20 protein-coding genes are annotated in these 23506 nt (G+C 39.6%); 13 read left to right on the top strand and 7 right to left on the bottom strand.

Annotated features, from left to right (window positions below):
* Positions 1–59: 59 nt before the first annotated feature.
* From LXL81_RS13640 to LXL81_RS13595, 10 genes are all read left to right on the top strand, one after another.
* A complete protein-coding gene (locus LXL81_RS13640) occupies positions 60–1223 on the top strand; it encodes a DUF1624 domain-containing protein (RefSeq protein ID WP_234647343.1) in 1164 nt (387 codons plus the stop codon).
* Between the two features lie 159 nt (positions 1224–1382).
* Entirely contained in the window at positions 1383–2501 is a 1119-nt protein-coding gene (locus LXL81_RS13635; RefSeq protein ID WP_234647342.1) for an AI-2E family transporter, read from the top strand.
* A gap of 131 nt (positions 2502–2632) precedes the next feature.
* Positions 2633–4579 carry a TonB-dependent siderophore receptor gene (locus LXL81_RS13630; RefSeq protein ID WP_234647341.1) on the top strand — a complete coding sequence of 649 codons (1947 nt, stop codon included), beginning with the start codon at positions 2633–2635 and terminating at the stop codon, positions 4577–4579.
* A gap of 186 nt (positions 4580–4765) precedes the next feature.
* Entirely contained in the window at positions 4766–5503 is a 738-nt protein-coding gene (locus LXL81_RS13625; protein ID WP_234647340.1) for an alpha/beta fold hydrolase, read from the top strand.
* Between the two features lie 101 nt (positions 5504–5604).
* Positions 5605–6378 carry a hypothetical protein gene (locus LXL81_RS13620; RefSeq protein WP_234647339.1) on the top strand — a complete coding sequence of 258 codons (774 nt, stop codon included), beginning with the start codon at positions 5605–5607 and terminating at the stop codon, positions 6376–6378.
* A 64-nt stretch (positions 6379–6442) separates the two neighbouring features.
* Entirely contained in the window at positions 6443–6976 is a 534-nt protein-coding gene (locus LXL81_RS13615; protein ID WP_255713708.1) for an RNA polymerase sigma factor, read from the top strand.
* A gap of 6 nt (positions 6977–6982) precedes the next feature.
* On the top strand, positions 6983–8521 hold the full coding sequence (locus LXL81_RS13610) for a hypothetical protein (RefSeq protein WP_234647338.1): 1539 nt from the start codon (positions 6983–6985) through the stop codon (positions 8519–8521).
* A 140-nt stretch (positions 8522–8661) separates the two neighbouring features.
* Positions 8662–11088, top strand: coding sequence for a TonB-dependent receptor (locus LXL81_RS13605; protein ID WP_234647337.1), 2427 nt, complete (start codon positions 8662–8664; stop codon positions 11086–11088).
* A gap of 120 nt (positions 11089–11208) precedes the next feature.
* Positions 11209–12363 (top strand): PepSY domain-containing protein, encoded by a 1155-nt coding sequence (locus LXL81_RS13600; protein WP_234647336.1) that lies wholly within the window; start codon positions 11209–11211, stop codon positions 12361–12363.
* 127 nt (positions 12364–12490) lie between these two features.
* Positions 12491–12940 carry a GNAT family N-acetyltransferase gene (locus tag LXL81_RS13595; protein WP_234647335.1) on the top strand — a complete coding sequence of 150 codons (450 nt, stop codon included), beginning with the start codon at positions 12491–12493 and terminating at the stop codon, positions 12938–12940.
* Between the two features lie 57 nt (positions 12941–12997).
* Here LXL81_RS13595 and LXL81_RS13590 read toward each other — a convergent pair whose 3' ends face one another.
* Positions 12998–14305 carry an AarF/ABC1/UbiB kinase family protein gene (locus LXL81_RS13590; RefSeq protein ID WP_234647334.1) on the bottom strand — a complete coding sequence of 436 codons (1308 nt, stop codon included), beginning with the start codon at positions 14303–14305 and terminating at the stop codon, positions 12998–13000.
* Between the two features lie 3 nt (positions 14306–14308).
* Entirely contained in the window at positions 14309–14962 is a 654-nt protein-coding gene (locus LXL81_RS13585; protein WP_234647333.1) for a TetR family transcriptional regulator C-terminal domain-containing protein, read from the bottom strand.
* Between the two features lie 172 nt (positions 14963–15134).
* Here LXL81_RS13585 and LXL81_RS13580 point away from each other — a divergent pair, with 172 nt between their 5' ends.
* Positions 15135–15893, top strand: a complete 759-nt coding sequence (locus tag LXL81_RS13580; protein WP_234647332.1) for a CPBP family intramembrane glutamic endopeptidase — start codon at positions 15135–15137, stop codon at positions 15891–15893.
* A 3-nt stretch (positions 15894–15896) separates the two neighbouring features.
* Here the strand turns inward: LXL81_RS13580 and LXL81_RS13575 are convergent, their stop codons facing one another.
* From LXL81_RS13575 to LXL81_RS13555, 5 genes are all read right to left on the bottom strand, one after another.
* Positions 15897–16874, bottom strand: coding sequence for an NAD(P)H-quinone oxidoreductase (locus LXL81_RS13575; RefSeq protein WP_234647331.1), 978 nt, complete (start codon positions 16872–16874; stop codon positions 15897–15899).
* Between the two features lie 128 nt (positions 16875–17002).
* Positions 17003–17371: a YccF domain-containing protein gene (locus LXL81_RS13570; protein WP_234647330.1), complete on the bottom strand. Its 369-nt coding sequence runs from the start codon at positions 17369–17371 to the stop codon at positions 17003–17005.
* A gap of 58 nt (positions 17372–17429) precedes the next feature.
* Positions 17430–19142, bottom strand: coding sequence for a GMC oxidoreductase (locus tag LXL81_RS13565; protein ID WP_234647329.1), 1713 nt, complete (start codon positions 19140–19142; stop codon positions 17430–17432).
* A gap of 13 nt (positions 19143–19155) precedes the next feature.
* On the bottom strand, positions 19156–19905 hold the full coding sequence (locus tag LXL81_RS13560; RefSeq protein WP_234647328.1) for a glucosamine-6-phosphate deaminase: 750 nt from the start codon (positions 19903–19905) through the stop codon (positions 19156–19158).
* A 93-nt stretch (positions 19906–19998) separates the two neighbouring features.
* The gene (locus LXL81_RS13555) at positions 19999–20607 is read right to left on the bottom strand and encodes a pseudouridine synthase (protein ID WP_234647327.1); all 609 of its coding nucleotides are present in this window, start codon (positions 20605–20607) and stop codon (positions 19999–20001) included.
* Positions 20608–20886: 279 nt separating this feature from the next.
* Here LXL81_RS13555 and LXL81_RS13550 point away from each other — a divergent pair, with 279 nt between their 5' ends.
* Positions 20887–22230, top strand: coding sequence for a deoxyguanosinetriphosphate triphosphohydrolase (locus LXL81_RS13550; RefSeq protein ID WP_234647326.1), 1344 nt, complete (start codon positions 20887–20889; stop codon positions 22228–22230).
* A gap of 142 nt (positions 22231–22372) precedes the next feature.
* Complete coding sequence (locus LXL81_RS13545; protein WP_234647325.1) at positions 22373–23497, top strand: FIST signal transduction protein; 1125 nt, start codon at positions 22373–22375, stop codon at positions 23495–23497.
* Positions 23498–23506 lie beyond the last annotated feature (9 nt).

Raw genomic sequence — 23506 nt, 5'->3', positions numbered from 1 at the left:
GAAAATCAGTAAACTTCCCGTTTTTAGACTTTTGGTACTAAACACAATTTTCCCCGGATATGAAACGCGTTGATACTATTGATTTTACCAGAGGTTTGGTCATGATCATCATGGCTCTGGACCATGTGCGTGATCTGATGCATACCACGGCATTATCTCAAAATCCTGTTGACCTGACTACAACCACTGCCGGGATTTTTCTCACACGCTGGATCACGCATCTTTGTGCTCCAACATTTGTTTTTTTATCCGGAACTTCGGCCTTTATTTCTTTAAAAAACAATACTGATCTTTCCGCTGGCAGAAAATTTCTGGTGAGCCGGGGGCTCTGGCTCATTCTTCTGGAATTCACGGTTATAAATTTCGCTTTATGGGCTGATATTCATTTTAGAATGCTGGTTTTCCAGGTTATTGCGGCCATTGGTGTAGGGCTTATTATTCTTTCATTCCTGCTGAAATTGTCATCCCGGATTATTGGAATTATTGGACTGGTCATTATTTTGGGCCACAATCTTTTAGGTAATATTACTTTTAGCGAAAATCCTGTGCTAAGAGTAATCTGGTCCTTCTTCTTCCGGCTCGACATTTTGCCGGTTACGCCAAATTTCACGTTTGCTATTCTTTATCCGATTATTCCCTGGCTTGGAATTTTGCTGGCAGGTTATGGCTGCGGACAAATCTTTATGCTGGATGATGGGAAAAGGAAAAAGGTTTTATTTAAAATCGGGATTAGTTTACTGGCATTTTTTACGGTTTTGCGTTTTACCAATTTTTATGGCGATCCGTCACCCTGGTCTGTGCAAAAAAATGCTGTTTTTACTTTTTTGTCATTTATCAATATCTCCAAATATCCTCCTTCTTTGCTTTATACGACAATCACGCTAGGCTTTGCATTTTTGTTCCTTGCTTTGGCCGATGGTGTCAAAAATGGATTTACACGATTTGTTTCAGTTTACGGGAAAGTGCCCTTGTTTTATTATTTGCTGCATTGGTATCTTATCCACTCACTGATGTTTGGATTAATGTTTTTGCAGGGATTTTCCTGGAAAGATCTACCTTTCGGCCCGTTTATGTTTGGCCGTCCGGTGGAGGGTTCAGGGGTTGAGCTTCCTTACATTTATCTGATCTGGACTTTTGTGGTGCTTTCGCTTTATCCGTTGTGCGTCTGGTATGCCGGCTATAAATCAGCGCATCGGGAGAAAAAGTGGTTACGTTACCTCTAAGGGTTCACACAAAATCGCCAAGGTTGAAGCGCAAAGAAGGCAAGGTTTCGTATAGTGCTTAAGTGAAAGGTTTTTTGTTGGCTTGATTTTAATAAGAACAGGTCAAAATGATGTTTAGGCAGTCTGCTGAACAGGCCGTTAAATTTTGTATAATTCCAGATGAATTCAACTATACCGAAACCCTTTTACCATAAGCTTTCACATACCATGATCGCTTTGGCATTAATTACGCTTACCATTTATCTGGGCCAGGATATCATTGTGCCGCTCGCCATGGCCACTTTGCTGGCGGTTTTGTTGCGGCCCATGGAAAGCTGGATGACGCGCCATGGAATCCCTAAAATGCTTTCGATCAGTCTGGCAGTTTTATTTGCTATCCTGATTGTGGCCGGACTCGCTGTTTTGCTTTCCATGCAGCTCTCCGACTTCTCTGACGAATGGCCAAAACTTCAAAAGAACATTAATAACTTTTATGCCGATGCCCGTCGCTGGATTCGGCGTGAGTATAGCGTTAGTTATCGTCAGCAGGATCAATATCTAAAAAAAGCACAAACGCAAACCATGGAAAATTTCCAGGGAGGCGAAACTTTGGGCATCATTACCGGGCCGCTTGGCAACCTGATTTTACTTCCGATCTACATGTTTCTGCTACTTTATTATCGCGGCATGCTTCTGCTGTTTATGGTTGAACTTTTCACCCAAAAACATAAGGAAAAGGTCATGGAGATTTTGGGTGAGATCAAGTCGATCATCCAGAGTTACATGGTTGGTTTACTGCTTGAAACCGCTAGTGTTGCCATACTGAATTGTATCGGGTTATTGATCTTAAATGTTCAATATGCAATTCTGCTGGGCATTATGGCGGCCATACTGAATCTCGTTCCTTACATCGGCGGGCTGGTTGCTATCGTTTTGGCTGTTATGGTAACATTTATAAGTCATCCCGAAATTGATACGATTTTAGGCGTTATCGGAATATTTCTGGCCGTTCAGTTTGTTGACAATAACTTTCTGGTTCCGCTGGTTATTGGTTCGAAAGTGAAGATTAACGCACTGGTTTCTATTGTCGGCGTTTTGGTTGGCGGTGCTATCGCGGGACTTTCCGGCATGTTTTTATCAATCCCGGTTATCGCCATGATGAAAGTTGTTTTTGATCGGGTTGAAGGGCTGGAAGCCTGGGGTATTTTACTGGGAGACCAGACACCAAAAGAAGCTTCCGGCAGTTTGTTTGGTTTAAGAAAGAAAAAAGAACCGGAACCGGAAAAATTTGAAGAATAAGAAAAAAGAAATGTCCAACATTCTTTTTTTGGCACAATTTCAACCGGACTACCTATTAACTTAAAACCGGAGTATATCAAGAGTCCGGGTGGACAATACCTTTGCAGTGCATTTATCAAAAATCATTGTTTATGAATTTGTCGAAATTTTACAGTTTATTCTTTTTACTTTTCCTTTTACACTTTGCCAAAGCACAGGAAATAGCACTGGATCCTGTGACGGTCACTTCATCGCTTATCGAAAAACGGGCATCAGAAAGCGGCCGGAATATAGCGGTGATAAAAGGTGATTTATTTCAAAACCTTCCGGTTCACAGTATTGATGATCTGCTACGATACATTCCCGGACTTGAAATTCAGGCGCGGGGACCTATGGGTTCTCAAAGTGATATTGTTTTAAGAGGTGGAACATTCCAGCAGGTTCTGGTGATCATGGACGGCTTGCGGTTGAACGACCCGAACACCGGCCATTTCAGCAGCTATATTCCCATTTCCCCATCCGAAATAGAACGGATTGAGGTTTTGAAAGGAGCATCTTCGGCTATTTATGGTTCTGAGGCTGTGGGTGGTGTTATCTATATTGTTTCAAAAACTTTTGCAGCAAAACTGGCTGCAAAAAATGATGATGTATCTGTTTCAAATAATAACAAAACCGCTGTAAACGCTTCCGCAACCGCTGGCCAGTATGGTTTGTTTAATGGAAATATGGGAGTATTTGTTCAAAAAAATAAGCTGGCAGTTTCCGGTGGAATTATTTCAAACAATGCAACGGGAGTTCAACAGCGCGGTACCAAAGGATATTTCCATAATAACACCGCATCGCTGTCTGCAAATTATGCGTTTTCTCCTGCATGGAATTTAGCCGTAAGATCATCCTTTGATCATCGTGATTTTGCAGCTCAGAATTTTTATACGACCGCCAAATCAGATACTGCAAACGAGCAGGTCGGAACGTTTTGGAACCAGGTGAAAGTTGGTTACAAAAAAGGGAAATCTGCTTTTTCTTTTGATGGAGGGTATAAATATGTTCAGGACCAGTATTTGTTTAATTCCTTATCTATCAAAAATAACAGCAAGTCTAAACTTTGGCAGGGATTAGTTACCTGGCAACAAATTTTCACATCGAGCACGAGTCTGGTGGCCGGTTTAAATTTTCAAAACAAAAACATTGCTTCCAATGATCGTGGAGATCATTCAATAAATCAATTGGCTCCTTTTGTAACTTTATCCCAAAGAATTGGAGAGAATTTTACAATTAGCCCGTCTGTCCGTTTTGACTGGCGCGAAAAAATTGGAACCGAAGCTGTGCCGCAGGTTAATCTATCATACAAAAAAGACAACTGGCAATTACGCGGAAGCGCCGGAAAAACAATACGTGATGCCGATTTTACCGAACGTTACAACAATTATAACAAACCGATCATAACCAATGGAAGCAGTGTGGGCGATCCGGCCCTGAAAGCAGAAACTTCTTTCAGTTACGAAGCCGGTGCGGACTGGTTTTTATCAAATCTGAAACTTTCCGGTACTGTTTTTCAACGCAGACAAAGCAATTTGATCGATTATACCGCTACTCCTTATGCCCAGATGCCGCGTAAAGACAACCTTTCGCCAACCGGAACCTATGCTTTGGCAAAAAACATTGCCAGCGTTAATACAACCGGTGCCGAACTGGATATGCAGTATTCCAAAACAATTGCCGAAAACCAAAGATTGTGGCTGACAACCGGACTTACCTGGCTGAATAGCGAAAGCAGCGAAACGACTTCATTTTACATTTCATCACACGCCAAGTTCCTGGGTAATTTTTCAGTATTATATCAATATTCCAATTTCTCACTTAGCCTCAACGGAATCTACAAAAACCGGGCAAAACGTGAAGCATCGGCTATTGAAGCAACTATTTCGAGAGATTATTTTGTACTGAATGTAAAAGCTGAATATGCAGTTTTGAAAAAAACATTGTCTGTTTTTGTTCAGGCTGATAATATTGGAGATACGAAATACAGTGATTTGTTAGGAGCGAAAATGCCTGGAAGATGGGTGATGGTCGGATTGAGATATAGTTTTATGAAGTAAATTTAAAAGGTTTCACGCGAAGAAAGGAAAGAAGTGCAAAGACCGCTAAGTTTTCATTCTTAGCGGTCTTTGCTTTTATTTTTTTGCTTTGCGTGAAACCCTTCTTTAATCTTTCTTATATCGGGTTTCGTACATATATTAAAGTTATTTTTAACCAACACATTTGGTTGATTTAAAAACAAAAATATGCTGTACCTAACGCTGATGCTAACCTTGTTTTCTACATTGATTCCCGAAAAAAAATCGGCAGTAAGTGAATCTCCAAAAATGAATGTTTACTTTTTGAGTGGTTTAGGCGCTGATAAACGTGTTTTTGATAAACTGAAACTGGATGATCGTTATGATGTTCATTATATTGAATGGATTTCTCCCAAAAGAAAAGAGCCGCTGCATGATTACGCTCAAAGGTTAATTGCACAAATGGATACCACCAAACCATTCCAGCTGGTCGGGCTTTCCTTTGGCGGTATTGTGGCTTCCGAAATTGCAGAGATTGTTCGCCCCGAGCAGATTATATTAATTTCGAGTACGCCAACCAATATTCCTGTTTCAAAATTTAATCGTGGTTTGATAAAATTTTTCCTTGCAAGCCCATTTGCCGCACCAATACTGAAATCCACTAATTCCTACACGTACAGATACTTTGGAGCCGATACGCCGGAATTAAAAACATTACTAAAACAAATTCTCCACGATACGGATAGCAAATTTCTAAAATGGGCACTAATTCGGATGAGCGAATGGAAACATCCGGATAAAGCTGAAAATCTCTACCATATTCACGGATCAGAAGACCGGTTAATTCCATTAAAAATTGTAAAACCGGACATCATTATTGAAGGTGGCGGGCATTTGATGGTTTATAAACAACATGAGGAAATATCAAAAATTCTGAATCAACAGCTAGCTAAAAAATTTAAATAAGTTTTTTCCTCCTCCGACCCAACCTTACACCTACCCTTTGTAGTTTATTTTATTGACAGCAAAAGTTCTGTCAGTCTGCTAAACTTAACTTCAAAATGGTCATGAAACAGGGAAAAATTTTAATCGGAATGATTTTGCTGGCGCTTATGCAGCTGGTAGCTTGTGAAAGAAATGATGTCGATTCTTCAGATTCGGCAGATAGAATCGGGGCTTCAGAGCTGGAAGGAATAAAAGTGGCTACCACTACAACCGTCCAAAAAGGTGAATCTGTTCATTTTGCATTAGAAAACGGTTTATCCCCACTCAATTTTCAATGGAAAGTCTCTCCAAATCAAAATATCCGGGTATCAAAAACTAATGAAGTTGCAGCGATTTATTTCCCAGAAACCGGAAAATACACCATTACTGCGCTCGACAGTATTTCACAAGACTCCGTTTCTTTACTCGTAGATGTTGTCATTTATGATCCTGGAAACGATAATGTAGAAATACGCCAGGATTTTGACGCAGACGATATCCTGAGTTTGACACCCATCACATTTGCAGATTCCACTTTTCACCTGGAATTTTTGGCAGAAACAAAAAACAATTATAAATGCAACAACAATTACATGCTCTTTTCCCGTGATAAGGTTCAGGACACGTTTGTATACGATTTCCTCAAGGTGATCAGTCCGGCAGGTTGTGCGACTGAAAATGCAAAATCAAAACAATACATTTATACCAATGAGCCAATAAAAGACGGCAAGATATATAATCTTGAAATCACTTTTAACGGAAAAAATTATAAAGGATCTTTTACAAGAAATGGAGGAAATTACCAGTTCACATGGCCTTATGATGATGGAGTAATTTTCACCACGAAGACATTGTAACGTAAACCTAACAAAAAATTGACGCCGGCAAGCACTCACCTTTGCCGGCGTTTGGAGCATAAGCTTGGACAACTTAAAGGAAATATTAGCCGGTTGCCGACGAAAAGAGCGTCAGAGTCAGGAGAAATTGTACCGACAATTTTATCCTGTCCTGTTTGCTTTATGCAGAAATTTTTTTGAGGATAAACATGAGATCGTAACCGCCATCAATAACGGAATGATGAAAGTTTTCAAAAATCTGGATCAATATGATGCAACGAAAGGTGAATTTTTCAACTGGATGTATACTACCGTGAGAAATGCCGCGCTTACTTTGCTTCGGGATAAAAAAACGCAGCATTTTGATTACGATGAAATTAAGGAAAATATGTTTTTTGAAGCAAAAGAAAATCCGTTTCAGGAACTGGAATACGATGATATTGAAGTTTATATGAGTCAGCTACCCATGGCAACACGCCGTGTTTCCAGTCTTTTTTATCTGGATGGATTTTCGGTGAAGGAAATTGCAGAAGCATTAAACATCAGTGAAGGAACTGTAAAATGGCATTTAAGCGAAAGTCGCAGCAGGCTAAAAATTATATTTGAAAAGTCGATTTAAAAACTTGTGAGCAAGAAAAACCTACATATCAAAAAGTACCTCAGCGGAAAATTACCAGAACCGGAAGTTCAGGCGGATAACGCGTGGTCGCAAATGAGTGATATGCTGGGAAATACTTCCATTCCGGATTCATCTTTAAAAACTGCCGGAAAATTCAAGTACTTTTTGAAATATGGTTTAGGACTTTTGTCCGGAGCAACAATTGTAGCCGGTAGCTGGCTTTTAATCCCTGAAAGTCCAGAAGAAAAAACAAATGTAAAAACGAATTTCGAGGAAAAATTTGAAGATAGTGTCGTACTAAATGATGTGCCGGAACAAATAAAACCAACCTTTTCAGAAAATCTTATTACAAGAAACGATAGTTTAAAAGGCAATTCGACTGGTATTGAAAATAATGTAATAACGGATTCGCCATCAAAGGACAAAATATATTCCGAACAGTTGACACACAGTAAAAATCAATCCGTTAATCCCAGTTTTCATAATCCTGAAATTACTTTAAAAAATAAAAAAACAAATTCGGGGCGTACCGAAAATGGACCCAACAGAGCAGTTTCGGAAGTTCAGGGATATGGTCGTTTTGGAAATATAACAAAGAAAATAAGTAATAAAAAAAGCTTATCAAACAGATTTTCAACAGAGAATGTGTCAAATGGACTAATCGTAAGTTTGAAAGACAAAGATTCCGGGAACACTACCGTTCAAAAATCTTTCAATTCCGGAGACAATAAATTTTCCTATTTCAAAGAAAAAAACGATTCATTTCAACCAATAAATGAGATAAAATCAGACCAAAAAATCGCCTTTTCAGTCAAGAAAATAATTCCAAAATCGACCCAATTTCCTGTTCTGAAAAAAAATGCCATTGTAACCAGGCCAATAAAAACAGGAGATAAAAGAGAGGAAAATATAAAAGCTAATTCCCAAAAGCCATTTTTAGAGACACTTCACATAGGATTGGAATGGAACGCCGCGAGCTCATTTAAGGACACCAAATATTTGCTCCCTGGTCCTGATAGTACGAAAAAACCATATCGTTTACTTATACCAGGCCTCTGGATTAGCAAAGATCTCGACGACAAACAATCTGTAATCGCCAGTTTTTTCATTTCCCAACAATATTTGGCCGGGAATAAGCTGATTAAGCAGACGCTCGATTCAACGATTAAAGATCTTTCTTATAATACACACATGATCAAAGCTGTTGGTATCAATCTGTCCCTACAATACAATTATCAGTTTTTTCCCAATCTGGCATTTTCAGCGGGATTAGGTTATAGCAAACTAAACAGAGCACTTTTTCAGGAAAGCATGAAAAATTATGCAGGCGAGGTTCTCCCTACGTCCAGGCTTTTATTGACAAAACAAGATCTCAACAACTTGGTACAAACCAATCTTGTCACAATAAAAACGGGCCTCATCTTCAATACCGGCCGGCTTAAATTAGGCGCCAACCTGATTGTTCCACTGACGAATGTTTCCGCTACTTCAAGGCCAATAAGAACATTAAACGGACAAATTTTCCTCCGATTCCGTGTTAAGTAGTCAAAAACTACTCCGTTACATTACTATATAAGTGTACACTTAGATTATTAGAAGAACCATAATTTTTATTTGGATTCAATCTAATCAATCAATAGCTTTGCGGCTTATTAAGACTAATTATATACAAGGTAACCTATCTGATGAAGCACTTAACGTTTACTATCACTTTGGTAATAGCCGCCTGGCTGATTTCAAGTAATGCATTTTCACAAGGAACAGGAAGAATTAAAGGAACAGTCAGAACGTCAGATGGCGTTGGTGCTGAATTTGTGAATGTTGGTTTGAAGGGAATGTCCAAAGGCTCAACTGCGGACTCAAAAGGAGCATATGAAATAAAAAATATTGAAGCTGGTCAGTATATTCTGATTGCATCTTTCATCGGACTTGAAACAAAGGAAATTGCGATTGATGTAAAATCTGGTGAGACCACGGTCGTACCGGATATCACACTGGCTGAAAATGCAAAAACTTTTAGCGAAGTGGTCATTACCGCTCAGGGAAAATTGCAACGCGAATCAAGTGAATATGTGTCTAAAATAAACCTGAAAAATCTTGAAAATCCACAGGTTTATACCACCATCACAAGAGAATTGCTAAGAGAACAGCTGGTTTTCAGCATTGATGACGCGCTAAAAAATGCGCCTGGTATCAGCAAAATGTGGGAAGCAACAGGGCGTAGCGGTGATGGAGGAAGTTATTACAACTCACGTGGTTTCATTCTGCAAAGTAAATTGAGAAACGGTATTGCAGGAAACGTTTCTACAAAAATAGATGCGGCAAACATTGAAAATATTGAAGTAATTAAAGGTCCGTCTGCAACATTATTTGGAAGTGCACTGACTTCGTATGGTGGTTTGATCAACCGTGTTACTAAAAAACCATTTGCGAAATTTGGTGGCGAGGTTGCTTATTCAACCGGTAGTTTTGGTTTTAACCGTATCAGCGCGGATGTAAATACGCCTTTGGATTCTGCTAAAAATATTCTTCTGCGGGTTAATACGGCTTACAATTATGAAGGTAGTTTCCAGGACAATGGTTTTGGAAAAATGTTCACGTTCGCCCCGAGTTTATCTTATAAAGTCAATGATAAATTGTCGTTTAACATTGATGCTGAATTTTATAATGGAGAAAATCAGGGTAATACCATTTTCTTTTTTCCATTTGGTGGCAAAATTTCAGCACTTGGCGTAAACAGCGCAGACAAACTTGATATTGATTACAAACGCTCTTACGGGCGCGGCGACCTGTCGCAAAAGTCAAGAAATACGAATTTTTTTGGTCAGATGAATTACAAGATTTCTGATCAATGGACTTCATCGACCAGTTTTACTTCTACAAATAGTTATTCAGACGGTGTAAATCCATATTTCTATCTGCTCAGCAAATCAGCTGTGACAGGGGTTTCTACGGATATTGGAAACGGTTACATTTCGCGAAATGATCAGGCAACTGAAAATAGTAAAGACCGGGTTATTGAGATTCAGCAAAACTTCAATGGCGATTTCCAACTTGCCGGTATGAGAAACCGTTTTGTGGGAGGACTTGACTTTTTTCACCGCAACGCCGACCAGTATTTTACCGGTGTTACCGTCGATACCATAGCAGCTACTGGGGACATTCCAACCTATGGAAAATTTAACCTTAACACGTTGAAAGCAGCGTATCAGGCTGGAAAAGGTTTCGACTATCCTTACAACTTCATCAACAATATTTACAGTGCTTATGTGTCGGACGTACTGAACATTACAAACAAACTGATCGTGTCTGCCGGCTTGCGTATCGATTATTTTGACAATAAAGGAAATTACAGTATCGTAACAGGCGAAAGATCGGGCGGTTATACCCAGACATCTTTATCTCCAAAATTCGGTTTGATTTATATGCCGGTTAAAGATGTTGTTTCGATTTTTGCAAATTATCAAAATGGCTTTACAAATCAGGTTGGTAATAGTTTTAGCGGAGCAGCCTTCAAGCCCGAACATGCAAACCAGGCTGAAGGTGGCGTGAAAGTAAATGCATTTAACGGCAAACTGACCACTACTTTAAGTTACTACGATATCCAGGTTTCCAATCTGATCCGCGCGGATATTGCACATCCAAACTTTTCGATCCAGGACGGAACACAGCGCAGCAAAGGTTTTGAAGCGGAAGTTATTGCCCAGCCTTTACGCGGGTTGAACGTTATCGCCGGTTTTGCTTATAACGATTCAAAATATGAAAAAGCAGATGAAGATGTTGTAGGCCTTCGTCCGGCTACTGCCATGTCGCCATACCTTGGGAATTTATGGATTAGCTACCGTATTCAGGAAGGAATGGCCAGAGGTCTTGGATTTGGTTTTGGTGGAAATTATGCGAGTGATAACAAAGTTGTCAATACCAGAAGCCAGGGGGTTTTCATCTTACCGGAATATACCATTTTGAATGCAAGTGCTTTTTACGAACAGTCGAAATTCAGATTCGGGGTGAAGGTTGATAACATTACTGATAAAAAATACTGGATTGGATATTCATCCATTAATCCGCAAAAATTGAGAAGTGTTACTGCAAGCGTTTCATTCCGGTTTTAAGTAAAAGCCAGACTAAATTCTGAGTAAAACCAATATCATTTTATTCCCGTATTCTTGCCATGTGCCGGAATACGGGATTCGTGTTAAAATTTGTTGCAGCATTTTGAAATCTTATTTACCATGAAAAAGGTCTTACATTTTCTCCATCTGTGGTTAGGAATCGGCTCCGGAATAATCGTATTTATACTGGCTGTCACGGGTTGTATCTATGCATTTCAGCTGGAAATACAGAATGCTACACAATCTTTCCGATTTGTCGAACCGCAGAAAAAACCTTTTTTACCACCATCGGAATTCAAATTAATTGCAGAAAAAGCACTTCCAAACAAAAAGATTCACAGCGTACAATATGCAGATAATAAAACGGCAGCTGTAATCACTTTTTTCAGTTTCGATCCTGAGTATTATTATCTGATGTTTGCCAATCCTTATACGGGGGAGATTTTGGAAACCAGAAATATGGATACTGATTTTTTCCGGTTTATTTTGATGGGACACTATTACTTGTGGCTCCCGCCAACGATTGGTCAGCCGATTGCTGCATCTGCCACGCTGATCTTTGTCTTCATGCTGCTTTCCGGTCTGGTACTTTGGTGGCCGAAAAATAAAGCGGCTTTAAAACAACGGTTTAAAGTAAAATGGGACGCACAATGGAGAAGAAAAAATTATGACCTGCATAATGTACTGGGCTTTTATTCTATTCCAATTGCACTCATTATTGCCTGCACCGGCCTGATCATGGGCTTTCAGTGGTTTTCCAAAAGTGTATACTGGGCAACATCCGGCGGACAGACAATGACGCAGTTTTACGAACCCGAATCAACTGGGAAACCGGTTTATGATAAAAAAACGCCTGTGATCGATTTCCTTTGGAAAAAGACGATCGCTGAAAATCCTGATGCACAAACGATTGAAATGCATTATCCGGAAACCTCCAAATCTACCATTGCTGCGGTTACAAATCCAATTGCCGGAACGTTTTACAAGTCAGATTATATTTATTATGATCAGTATAGTCTGAAACAAATTCCGGTGACACACAACTTCGGCAGGTATGACGACAAGCTGACGCTGGCAAACAAGATCATGCGGATGAATTACGATATCCACATCGGTGCCATTGTTGGTTTACCTGGAAAAATATTGGCTTTCATTATCTCAGCCATAACCGCCAGCTTGCCAGTAACAGGATTTATTATCTGGTGGGGAAGAAGGAAAAAAAGTAAAAAAACAAAAGTAAGAATGGGAGTTCAAAAGGAATTGGTGAAAGGTTAAACACAGGGTACAAAGAGTTAAGCCCAGAGTTATATAGAGAATTAAATCATTATCCTGCGTAACTCCCTTATAAACTCTCCTTACTCTGCGTTTAAACTTCTTTACTTTGCGTGAAACCATTAAGCTTATGCCAACGATACTAAGAACTACAAGCGACAACATAGATTTTCAAAAGTTAACCGGGGAGCTGGATATAGAACTTTGCAGAATTTACAACACCAATCCGGAAGATTACGAAGAATATAACCGAATCACCGGCTTGAATACGGTGGTAATTGCATATGAAAATGATGAAGCAGTAGGTTGCGGATGTTTTAAAATTTTCAATGATAAAACCGTAGAAATCAAACGCATGTTTATCAAAGAAAACCATAGAGGAAATGGTATAGCATCTGCTCTTTTGGCAGAACTGGAAAAATGGGCGAAGGAAGTTGGCTACGAAGAAGCAGTTCTGGAAACCGGGAAAGGCCAACCAAATGCGATTAGTCTCTACAAAAAATACGGTTACCAAATCACCGAAAATTATAATCAATACGACGATCTGGAAATCAGTGTTTGCCTGAAAAAAATATTATAAACAAAAAATGCGTGACATCTTCCGACATCACGCATTTCAAAAAATTTCCTTTTTCTTTTATGTCAGAGCCACATATTGATTGATACTCACCTTTGCTTTCAATTCATGCAGTAAGCTGAACAGGCCAAAAAACGTACGATTGATGTAAATGAAATGTTTAGAACCGCGGTTCACATTCATTTTTCTCAGGTTTTTATCATTGGCATATTTCTCTCCCAGCTCTACCAATCTCGCAAAGAAAACCTCATCCGCAAAATCGAATTCCTCAACTTGGAAAGGCTCTGTGAACAAAGTCAGTATTTCGTGGAAAAGCTTTGAAAAATACACCGTTTCTTCCGGCGTGTCTTTCTCTGTCAGGATTTCCAGTTCAAATAATTTGCTTCTGAAAATTTCCGGGTCATTCATATTTACTTTTTCAGCAAGCTCAAAATATGGCGTGTAAAAATCCTCAGGAATTTCTTTCATGCAGCCAAAATCGATAGCAATCAGGTTTTCATCCTTATCTACAAGGAAATTCCCGGGATGCGGATCTGCATGAACCTTCCGAAGCTGATGCACCTGAAACATGTAAAAATCCCAAAGCGCCTGCCCTACTTTATTTAATGCTTCCTGCGAAGCGTTTGTTTTTACAAATTCTGAAAGATGAATTCCCGTCATCCAGTCCATGGTGATCACACGTTCCGAAGAAAATTCTTCATAGTACTTAGGAAAACGAAGGTTTGGAATATGCGCGCACGCTTCTCCGATTTCTTTGCTTTGTGCAATTTCCAGAATATAATTCGTTTCCTCAGTCAGCTTGGTTTCAACCTCTTTGAAATATTTGTCCGAATCCTTACTCTGGATATTGAACATTTTCATTGCTATGGGTTTCACCAAAGCAAGATCAGAAGTAATACTTTCTGCAACGCCCGGATACTGGATTTTGACAGCCAGCTCTTTGCCATTTGCAGTCGCTTTGTGTACCTGTCCAATACTTGCGGCATTAATCGCATTGGGATTAAATGTATCAAAAAGATCGAGCGGCGATTTACCAAAATACTTTCTGAAAGTTTTGATCACCAGCGGAGCCGACAATGGCGGTACTGAAAATTGCGAAAGAGAAAACTTCTCGACATAAGCCTGTGGCATAAAACTTTTCTCCATGCTAAGCATCTGAGCCAGTTTTAATGCACTTCCTTTAAGGTTTTTCAGGCCGTCGTAAATATCTTCCGCGTTATTGGTATTCAAATTATCGCGTGCTGACTCCGGATTTGTGATTTTCTCACCGTAATATTTTAAATAATTCCCGCCGATTTTAACACCGGTTGAAATCAATTGGGATGCACGCTGAATTTTTGAAGTAGGTATGCTGTCTATGGTTTCCATTCACTACCGTAATTTTTCTTTAATTAAAAATTTACCAAAATCGAGTACACTTTCCAATGGTGTAATATCGATCAGGTCAAATGTGGCGCGGATTGATTTTTCGATGAAAAGGTCCGTTTTTTCAAATCCAACGGATTCATCGTCCAGCCAGAATTTCAGCGTAACCAAAAGCTGTACCCATGCGCCTTCTTCCAGACCATCCTGTTGTAATTTCTGGATGCGTTCACTTTTTACTTTTAAATAACCCTGACTGCTTGCCGTAATAAACGACTTGAAATAAGACCTGAATTCTTTCAGTTTCATCAAGCCATTCAATCTGCTTTTGTCATTTTTCAAAGCAAAAACCACATAACTCCGGTTAGCGGTCAGAATTTCAAAAAAGGTATAATAATAGGTCAGTAATTTTTCGCGAAAGCTAAGTAGATCGTAATCAGTACTTTTGCTCATCAATTCCAGTGTCAGTTTATGAAAGCTGATAAAAACTGATTTTTCAATCGCTTCAATCGATGAGAAATAGGTATAAAATTCTTTCTCAACAATTCCGTTTCTTTTACAAAACAGGTAAACCGACTTTGGATTTTCATTATGTTCCAGACAGTAATGAATATACATTTCTGTGATACTGGCTGCTGATATTTCTTTGATTTTTGTTGCCATCTTTTTTTGATTTAGCGCATCAACACGATGATTTCCATTAAATTTAAACGAATAAACGATACTATTCTTATTTCAGGAATTACTTAGAGGGAAGAAACTCACCGTATTTTTAACAAATAAGTCTCACTTTTTTATAAAAAATTAAACTACCAACAGCTTCTGACCAACATACATGCGATTAAAAGATCTGGCAAAAATTATTCTGATTTGTTGCCTATTAGCTAACACATTTAGCCTGATTTTCATTTCAGAATGGGCTCAAAATATTTTAAAGAACTGGGAGCAGGCAATCTTTTTAGGAATAATCATTTTTGCATTCCAGTTTTTTATTCTTTCCTGTTTTTTAAAACCCTACACCACAGCATTTTCGTTCAGATATCTTTTTGATAGTAAGAAACTTATGATCGCTTTGATTATGGGACTTCTGGTCTGGATTTCAACACAGGTCTGGGTATATTATGCTACCGGGCTTTCATTTGATTTCCCATCCCAGTCAAGAGTTACGAAGTACCTTTTCATATTTTTTCTTAATTCAATACCTGCTGCCTTTATTGAGGAATTCATCTTCCGTTTTCTCCCCGTTCATTATGCTGAAAAGAAAGGAATTCCGAGGCAGCAATTAATTGGCCTGGCTATTGGCGTAGCTATCGTTTTTAGCCTTTCTCACGTTTCGGCTTATGTTTTCAGGGATCATACAGATTTTTCAGCCCTGGCTTCGCCGCTCATCAGCGCCTTCTTTTATGGAATGGCTTATTTTTTTGTTTACGTGGTCACCGATAATATTTATTTTACAATCTTGATTCACGCATTCAGCAACAACCAATTATATCTGGTCAACTCGTCTTACAATGATTCCTTTTATTTCTACACGCTGATTTTTGTTACACTCTTATGGTTTATGAGAAAGGAAACACGGCGGATGCGGAGTTAAAATTTACCAACCATTTGTCAAAACAATCTTTCCAATATGATCACTGCTTTCCATTAACTGGTGCGCTTTGGCGGCTTCCTCCAATGGAAATTCTTTATAAATCACAGGTTTGAATTTTCCACTTTCCAGTAACGGCCATACATTTTTCAAAATTTCTTTTGTCAATTCAGCCTTAAACGAAATGTCCCGGTTACGAAGCGTGCTTCCTGTAATTGTCAACCGGTTTTTCATGATCAGTCCAAAATCAACACCTTCGGCTTTGTTACTTTTCATTGTGTTGATAAAAACCATCCGGCCATCAACACGCAGTAACCTTAGATTTTTGGGAATATAATCTCCGCCAACCATATCCAGAATCACATCAGCGCCTTCATCTTTCAGGGCAGTTTCAAAATCCTCATTTTTATAATTGATACATAAATCAGCACCTAGTGAGACACAGGCTTCACATTTTTCATCTGAACCGGCCGTAGCAAAAACTTTGGCTCCAAAACCTTTCGCCAGCTGAATGGCGGTAATGCCAATTCCACTGCTGCCGCCATGTACCAAAAAGTTTTCTCCGCTTTGCAGTTTTCCTTTTTGAAATACATTATGCCAAACTGTATAAACCGTTTCTGGTAAGGATGCAGCTTCTATAAAAGAAATTTGCTTCGGTATTGATAAACAGTGCTGTGCATTTACGACGGCATATTCAGCATAACCACCGCCCGCTAAAAGTGCACAAACCCGGTCACCTATTTTCCAATTTTTTACTTCCGATCCGATTTGTTCAACCGTACCTGCAACTTCCAAACCCGGAATATCCTGCGGCGCGCCTGTAGGAGGCGGATAATTTCCTTTTCGCTGAAAAATATCCGGACGATTTATTCCGGCTGCGTAAACCTTGATTAAAATCTCATCAGACTTAAAAACCGGAACCGGTCGTTCCTGAATTTCTAAAACTTCCGGACCGCCCGGTTTTGTTATGACTACTGCTTTCATGACTTTATCTATAATAAATCAATTCAACAATTACCGTGCCTTTTAGTTTAAGAGGAAATTACCGAATTCCTTTAAACATAAAAACCCGAGAAAATCCCAGGTTTTTATCATTTATATCAATCTAAAATTTAATAAATATCTTTCCCGAAAGGCGTGAAAGACAGGCTCATTAATTTAAAATGCTGTTTGGCAAAAGGCAGACCGATAATGGTAATCGCCAGCAAAATCCCAAAAATCAGATGCGTAAGTGCGATCCAGATTCCGCCAATGAAAATCCATATAATATTAAAAATCATGGATAGACAACCCGTTTGCCCCGGCACTTCACGCACATCCCGCCCGAATGGCATCAAAGTCAAAATTCCGATTTTGAAACATTGTAAGCCAAAAGGGATACCGATGATTGTACAGCAAAGCACAAAACCTGCAATAAAATATTCGATGGCAACGATAAATCCACCGAAAACAAGCCAGATGATATTACCGATTAAATTCATAGCTAATAGTTAATAAGGACGTTTGTAAAGCTCTTCAAGGACATAATTACAGCCTAACTTACAAATTTCCATTTTTCATTTTATCAACGGCAAAATCCACTGCACGTGCGGTCAGTGCCATGTATAGCAATGACGGGCTCTGATTTCCGGTACTCGTCATACAGGCACCGTCTGTAACAAATACATTTGGGCAATGATGCAGCTGATTATGCTCATTCAACATTGAAGTTTTCGGATCTTTACCCATCCGGCAACCGCCCATTTCGTGAATATCCAAACCCGGAGCCTGCTTGTTGTCGTGTTGGGAAATGTTAGTGCAACCCGATTTTTCCAGCATTTCAGCAGATTCTTTCAAAAAATCACGGATCATTTTTTCATCATTGTCATCATAACCTACCGAAGTAACCAAAAGTGGTATTCCCCACTGATCTTTCTGATCAGAACTTAAAGTTACCTGATTAGTCACTTTCGGAATGGTTTCACCCTGCATATACATATACACTTTCCAACCGCCGGGTTTTGTCATGGCTTCTTTAAAATCTTTGCCAAAAGTCGGTATTGTTTTTTCATTTCCACGCGTCCGGTAAGCGCCCATGAAAGTGGTAAAACCGCCGACATAATCTGTATCCTGTTTGTGCAGATTCCGATAATTTGCCAGAATCGGTTCCGTAGGATTTCTTCCGTAATAATATTTATCTTCAAAACCAGGCATATCACCTGCCACCGAAGCGCGGTAGTTGTGAAAGGCAATATATTTACCCAGAACGCCGCTGTCATTTCCCAAACCATTCGGGAAACGGTTTGATTTTGAATTGAGCAAAACGAGATTACTATTCAGCGCCGAAGCATTCAGGAAAATCACTTTGGCAAAATATTCATGCACTTCTTTTGTATTTGAATCGATGATTTTGACTCCGCTCGCTGTTCCCGTTTTTTCATTATAAACAATAGAATGCACTACGGAATGAGGCCTTATAGTCAGGTTTCCGGTTTTTTCAGCCCAGGGCAAAGTTGAACTTACCGAACTGAAATAGCCGCCATACGGACAACCGCGCATACAAAGATTCCTGGCCTGACATCCGCCTCTGCCTTGCTGAATATGGATTTCTTTTGGTTTGGTCAAATGCGCCCATCTTGCATGGACGAGATGCCGGTCTTTATAATTTTCAGTGATCTTTTCCTGAACAACTTTCTGGACACAGTTCAGTTCAAATGGCGGCAGATATTCTCCGTCGGGCATGGATTCCAGACCATCTTTATTTCCGCAAACACCAATAAATTCCTCCACATGCGAATACCAGGGTGCAACATCTTTATAGCCAATCGGCCAGCCGATACCATAACCAAAACGTTCGGGAGCCGTAAATTCAAACTCGCTCCACCGCTGACACGCCCGTCCCCAGGTTAGCGATTTTCCTCCTACCTGATATCCACGGATCCAGTCAAAAGGCTTTGCCTGCACATAGGGATGATCTTTATCCTGTACAAAAAAATGTTTGGTATCATCTCCAAAACCGGCCGCTTTGCTAATCAGCGGGTTATTATCCAGATACTTTTTTGTAAGATTTCCACGATGTTCAAAATCCCAGGGATTCAGATGGGCTGTGGGATAATCCTTGTTATGTTCCACATTTCTGCCACGTTCCAAAACCAGGGTTTTCATTCCTTTTTCGCATAATTCCTTTGCAGCCCAGCCACCGCTGATCCCGGAACCTATGACGATTGCATCGAAATGATTTGTTGATTTTGAGTTTTGAGAAGGCTCTGTCATGGCTACTTAATCATTAAGAATGGATTTTACGGATAGTATCAGAAAGATCCGAAGCCGATGCTTCGTCAAGAAATACAAAGGAATTCCTGTGCGAGCGAACGATCGTTCCGGGAATTTTATTGGAGATTTCTTCGGTTAAAATTTTTGAAACGATATCTGCTTTTTTCTCACCTGCTACAATTAAAACAGCGGTTTTAGCTTCCTGAAAATGTTGTAATCCAAGTGTTATTCCGCCAGATAATTCAGTAGTTTTTGTAAAATATTTTTGTGCAACTTTGACAGTGACCGGATCCAGCTCTGTCGTATGTGCATATGAATGAAAATCAACACCGGGTTCGTTCAAACCAATGTGTCCGTTCATACCCAGACCTACCATCATCAGATCAATCGGGCCGTTTTTCAGGATATATTGATTCATCCGCTCACATTCCTGATCAGGATTTGCGGCAAGACCGTCGAAAAAAATAATTTGTTCCGGGTTGATTTTTAATGGATTGAAAAAACTGGAATATAAATAATGCTTGCAGCTCCCCTCATCATTTTCATCCATCCCGATCCATTCATCCAAACCTACAAAACGACATTGGCTGAAATCAACTTGCCCTTCCAAACCATATTGAACAAGATATTTTAACACAACCGTAGGAGATTCGCCGGACGGGAAACATAGCAATGAATCTGGTTTTTGCCGAATTTGATCAACAACCAGATCGGCCGTCGCTTTGGACATGGCGTCCTTATCTGAATATATGCTCAACTTCATGGATTTTGCTTTTACAAACAAAAGTACAGAACGTTGATTTGTTACTATTTTATCAAAGTAAAAGTCAATCTGCTTCAAAACGCATCAGCCCGATTATTCCCGCCAGTTTTCAATTTTCAGCTTTTTAAAAAAATCTTCTTGCTCAATTTCGCGGACTTTCCCAGGTTGCAGATCGCCGAGTTCGAGGTCTTCAATGGACATACGGATTAATCTTTTACATTTATGTCCGGCCGCATGCACCATTTTTCTTACCTGATGATATTTTCCTTCTGTAAGCGTAATTTTCAACCAGGAATGCGGCACGTCTTCGGGTTCTTTTGAAAGCTTGGCCCAGCCTTTTGGTTTTTCAACGATATCAACTTCACAAGGTGTTGTTACGTATTCAACATTCCCTTTAATCAAAATTGGAATACCGGTTCTTAACAAATTCAGCTTTTCCTCGTTAATCACATTTTTGACATGTACCACATAAACCCGCTTATGTGGCATTTCCCCCTGAAACAATAAACGCGTAACTTTCTTATTTGTCGTTAAAATCAACAATCCTTCCGAATGACTATCCAACCGGCCAATGGCATGAATGCCTTCCGGAAAGTCAAATTCAAGATCGCCAAGCAGGCCCACAGCATCAGGACTGATAAACTGGGATACCATATTCGGCGGTTTGTTTATGATAAAATAACGATGTTTTGATTCGGTCATGAAGCTGGATTGTTGACAGGTTATCCCGTCATTTTTATTCAAAGATGGTTTCTTTTTATTTCAAAATCCGTTTGCATAACTAATCCCGGATGATAACCTTATAACTATCAGAGACTTCGCAGGAACAGTATTTTAAATTTACATACTACTTTACATTTATTTAATACAATAATTTCTATATATTTCGGAAGCTTCTATTACTTTCAGCAAATATTGAATTGTTTGTAATTCGTATTATTGTAGCAAAAGCAGACAGATTCAACGCATTTTACGCTCCTCATGAATTGGAAAAAATTACTCTCGGCGAAACGCTGGGGAAGTGAAGATAAGAATATTGAGGACCAGGCGGAAGCCCGTTCAGAATTCCAGCGCGATTATGACCGTTTGATATTTTCTTCACCTTTCAGAAGGCTTCAAAATAAAACGCAGGTTTTTCCATTACCAGGCAGCATTTTTGTCCATAACCGGTTGACACATAGCCTGGAAGTAGCAAGCGTCGGACGTTCATTAGGCAGAATCTTTTATAACCGTTTGAAAAAAAGCAGACCGGATTTAGACGAAGAACTTCCATTAATCAGTGAGATTGGAAATATTGTGGCTGCGGCATGTCTGGCGCACGATCTTGGAAATCCGGCCTTTGGACATTCCGGTGAAGCTGCAATTTCTTACTATTTTACAAACGGCGATGGTCGCATTTATAAAGATAAAGTGACAGAAGCGCAATGGGAAGATCTTACGCATTTTGAAGGTAATGCCAACGCTTTCAGGATTTTGACTCATCCTTATGCCGGAAAAGGTTATGGAAGTTTTGCGCTTACTTACTCAACATTAGCCTCTATTGCGAAGTATCCCTGCGAATCTCTCGCGGGACATGATAAGTCAAAAATTTTTAGAAAAAAATATGGATTTTTCCAGTCTGAGCAGGCTGGCTTTGAGAAAATTGCAGACGAACTTGGGCTGTCAAAAGTTGAAGATAATTACCTGATTTACAAACGACATCCCATTGTTTATCTGGTGGAGGCTGCGGATGATATTTGCTACAATATCATAGATCTTGAAGACGCGCACAGGTTGAAAATATTATCTTATCATGAAGTTGAAGAACTGCTTTTACCATTGGCCAATGATCCTAACATGGCCGCGCGATTGGCAGATATTGATGATGATGACGCGAAAATAAGTTTTCTGCGGGCAAAATCTATCAACACCTTAATTGGTGCCTGTTCTGAGCTTTTTTATCGGGAACAGGAATCTATTCTGGCAGGCGATTTTAATTACAGTCTTGTTGACAGGATTGACGAACCGTTTCGTTCGGTGATGAAAAATATTGAAAAGATATCAGTTAAGAAAATTTACAATTATTCCTCTGTTGTGCAGATTGAAGTAGCGGGTTATAAGGTAATGGGGGGACTTTTGGAAGAATTTATCCCGGCTTATCTGAATAATAATTCTCACTATTCTAAAAAACTTGTTGCGCTTATCCCAAAACAATTTATCACAAATAAAACCGACGAATACTCAAAAATTCAAACAGTTCTGGATTTTGTTTCAGGAATGACAGACCTTTACGCAGTAGAATTATTTCGAAAAATAAAAGGAATTTCCTTCCCTTCCATTAGTTAAAGCATTGTATCGATTTTTTCAATTTTCAGATTCCTCAGGCAATTGACAAGAGCAGTTTCAGCTTCCTGATATTTTTTCTACTGCTCAGAAACTTTCGTTATCTTGTAACTTCAAACAGCTTTTCAAAAGCCCTATCTCAACTATGAAAATCGAACAGTTCGTCTACACCGACGAAAACTCCGTAAAACCGTTTTCAATTAATCCGCAATTAATTTTCGCTTTTGGGCACAGGGAACTTCTTGAAAGTCAGACTTTCACACAGGAATTGGCTAAACAATATCCAAATGCTATCCTGACAGGCTGCTCCACGGCCGGAGAAATTATCAGTGAATCGGTTCATGACGGAACAATCATTTTTACCGCCATTGAATTTTCCGATGTAAAAGTCCAGTCGGCAAAAGTCAGTCTGAAAGATTCTGATTTTAACAGTTTTGAAATAGGCAAAAAACTGGTTTCGCAATTTCCGCAGGAAGGTCTGAAACATGTTTTTGTCGTTTCTGATGGACTAAAAGTAAACGGTACGGATCTGGTAAAAGGTATCGCGGATGAATTGCCGGCGAACGTAACTCTAACAGGCGGACTTGCCGGCGACGGACCCAATTTTTCCAGAACCGTAATTGTTGAACCGGATGGCACAGTTGCCACCGAAAGTCTGGCAGCCATTGGTTTTTATGGTGAAACTTTGCATATCGGTTTTGGCTCGCGCGGAGGATGGGATAGTTTCGGTCTGGACAGACTGGTAACTAAATCAAAAGAAAACGTACTGTTTGAAATTGATGGCCAGCCGGCTCTGGATTTGTACAAATCATTTTTGGGTGACCGGGCAAAAGATCTTCCATCATCAGGACTCTTATTTCCGCTAAGTATGCGCGACAGCGAGGACCGCGCTCCGGTGGTAAGAACGATTCTTGGCATAAGTGAGGAAGACAAAAGTCTCACTTTTGCAGGAGATATTCCGCAGGGAAGTTTTGTCAGATTGATGAAAGCCAACACAGATCGGTTAATAAATGGTGCCGAAGAAGCAGCGGTTGCGGCCAAAAACGGCGATAAAGAATCTCCTGAATTTGCCTTGTTGGTGAGCTGCGTTGGAAGAAAACTGGTATTGAAGCAAATTGTGGAAGAGGAAGTTGAATCCGTTTCAGAGGTATTGGACCAGCCTTTCATGACAGGATTTTATTCCTATGGTGAAATCGCGCCTTTTAATCAGAACGTTCAATGTGAACTTCACAATCAAACTATGACGATTACCACCTTCCGGGAATCTTAAAAAACGCAA

Source organism: Dyadobacter sp. CY356 (assembly GCF_021440195.1).
Taxonomy (GTDB): Bacteria; Bacteroidota; Bacteroidia; order Cytophagales; family Spirosomataceae; genus Dyadobacter.
Note: the sequence above shows the minus strand (reverse complement) of the source record. Positions and strands in the feature narration are given on the sequence as shown.

What these genes read in the sequence shown, in the direction of transcription:
- LXL81_RS13640 (WP_234647343.1), top strand. Translation starts at nt 60, where the DNA reads ATGAAACGCGTTGATACTATTGATTTTACCAGAGGTTTGGTCATGATC.
- LXL81_RS13635 (WP_234647342.1), top strand. Translation starts at nt 1,383, where the DNA reads ATGAATTCAACTATACCGAAACCCTTTTACCATAAGCTTTCACATACC.
- LXL81_RS13630 (WP_234647341.1), top strand. Translation starts at nt 2,633, where the DNA reads ATGAATTTGTCGAAATTTTACAGTTTATTCTTTTTACTTTTCCTTTTA.
- LXL81_RS13625 (WP_234647340.1), top strand. Translation starts at nt 4,766, where the DNA reads ATGCTGTACCTAACGCTGATGCTAACCTTGTTTTCTACATTGATTCCC.
- LXL81_RS13620 (WP_234647339.1), top strand. Translation starts at nt 5,605, where the DNA reads ATGAAACAGGGAAAAATTTTAATCGGAATGATTTTGCTGGCGCTTATG.
- LXL81_RS13605 (WP_234647337.1), top strand. Translation starts at nt 8,662, where the DNA reads ATGAAGCACTTAACGTTTACTATCACTTTGGTAATAGCCGCCTGGCTG.
- LXL81_RS13600 (WP_234647336.1), top strand. Translation starts at nt 11,209, where the DNA reads ATGAAAAAGGTCTTACATTTTCTCCATCTGTGGTTAGGAATCGGCTCC.
- LXL81_RS13595 (WP_234647335.1), top strand. Translation starts at nt 12,491, where the DNA reads ATGCCAACGATACTAAGAACTACAAGCGACAACATAGATTTTCAAAAG.
- LXL81_RS13590 (WP_234647334.1), bottom strand. Translation starts at nt 14,305, where the DNA reads ATGGAAACCATAGACAGCATACCTACTTCAAAAATTCAGCGTGCATCC.
- LXL81_RS13585 (WP_234647333.1), bottom strand. Translation starts at nt 14,962, where the DNA reads ATGGCAACAAAAATCAAAGAAATATCAGCAGCCAGTATCACAGAAATG.
- LXL81_RS13580 (WP_234647332.1), top strand. Translation starts at nt 15,135, where the DNA reads ATGCGATTAAAAGATCTGGCAAAAATTATTCTGATTTGTTGCCTATTA.
- LXL81_RS13575 (WP_234647331.1), bottom strand. Translation starts at nt 16,874, where the DNA reads ATGAAAGCAGTAGTCATAACAAAACCGGGCGGTCCGGAAGTTTTAGAA.
- LXL81_RS13570 (WP_234647330.1), bottom strand. Translation starts at nt 17,371, where the DNA reads ATGAATTTAATCGGTAATATCATCTGGCTTGTTTTCGGTGGATTTATC.
- LXL81_RS13565 (WP_234647329.1), bottom strand. Translation starts at nt 19,142, where the DNA reads ATGACAGAGCCTTCTCAAAACTCAAAATCAACAAATCATTTCGATGCA.
- LXL81_RS13560 (WP_234647328.1), bottom strand. Translation starts at nt 19,905, where the DNA reads ATGAAGTTGAGCATATATTCAGATAAGGACGCCATGTCCAAAGCGACG.
- LXL81_RS13555 (WP_234647327.1), bottom strand. Translation starts at nt 20,607, where the DNA reads ATGACCGAATCAAAACATCGTTATTTTATCATAAACAAACCGCCGAAT.
- LXL81_RS13550 (WP_234647326.1), top strand. Translation starts at nt 20,887, where the DNA reads ATGAATTGGAAAAAATTACTCTCGGCGAAACGCTGGGGAAGTGAAGAT.
- LXL81_RS13545 (WP_234647325.1), top strand. Translation starts at nt 22,373, where the DNA reads ATGAAAATCGAACAGTTCGTCTACACCGACGAAAACTCCGTAAAACCG.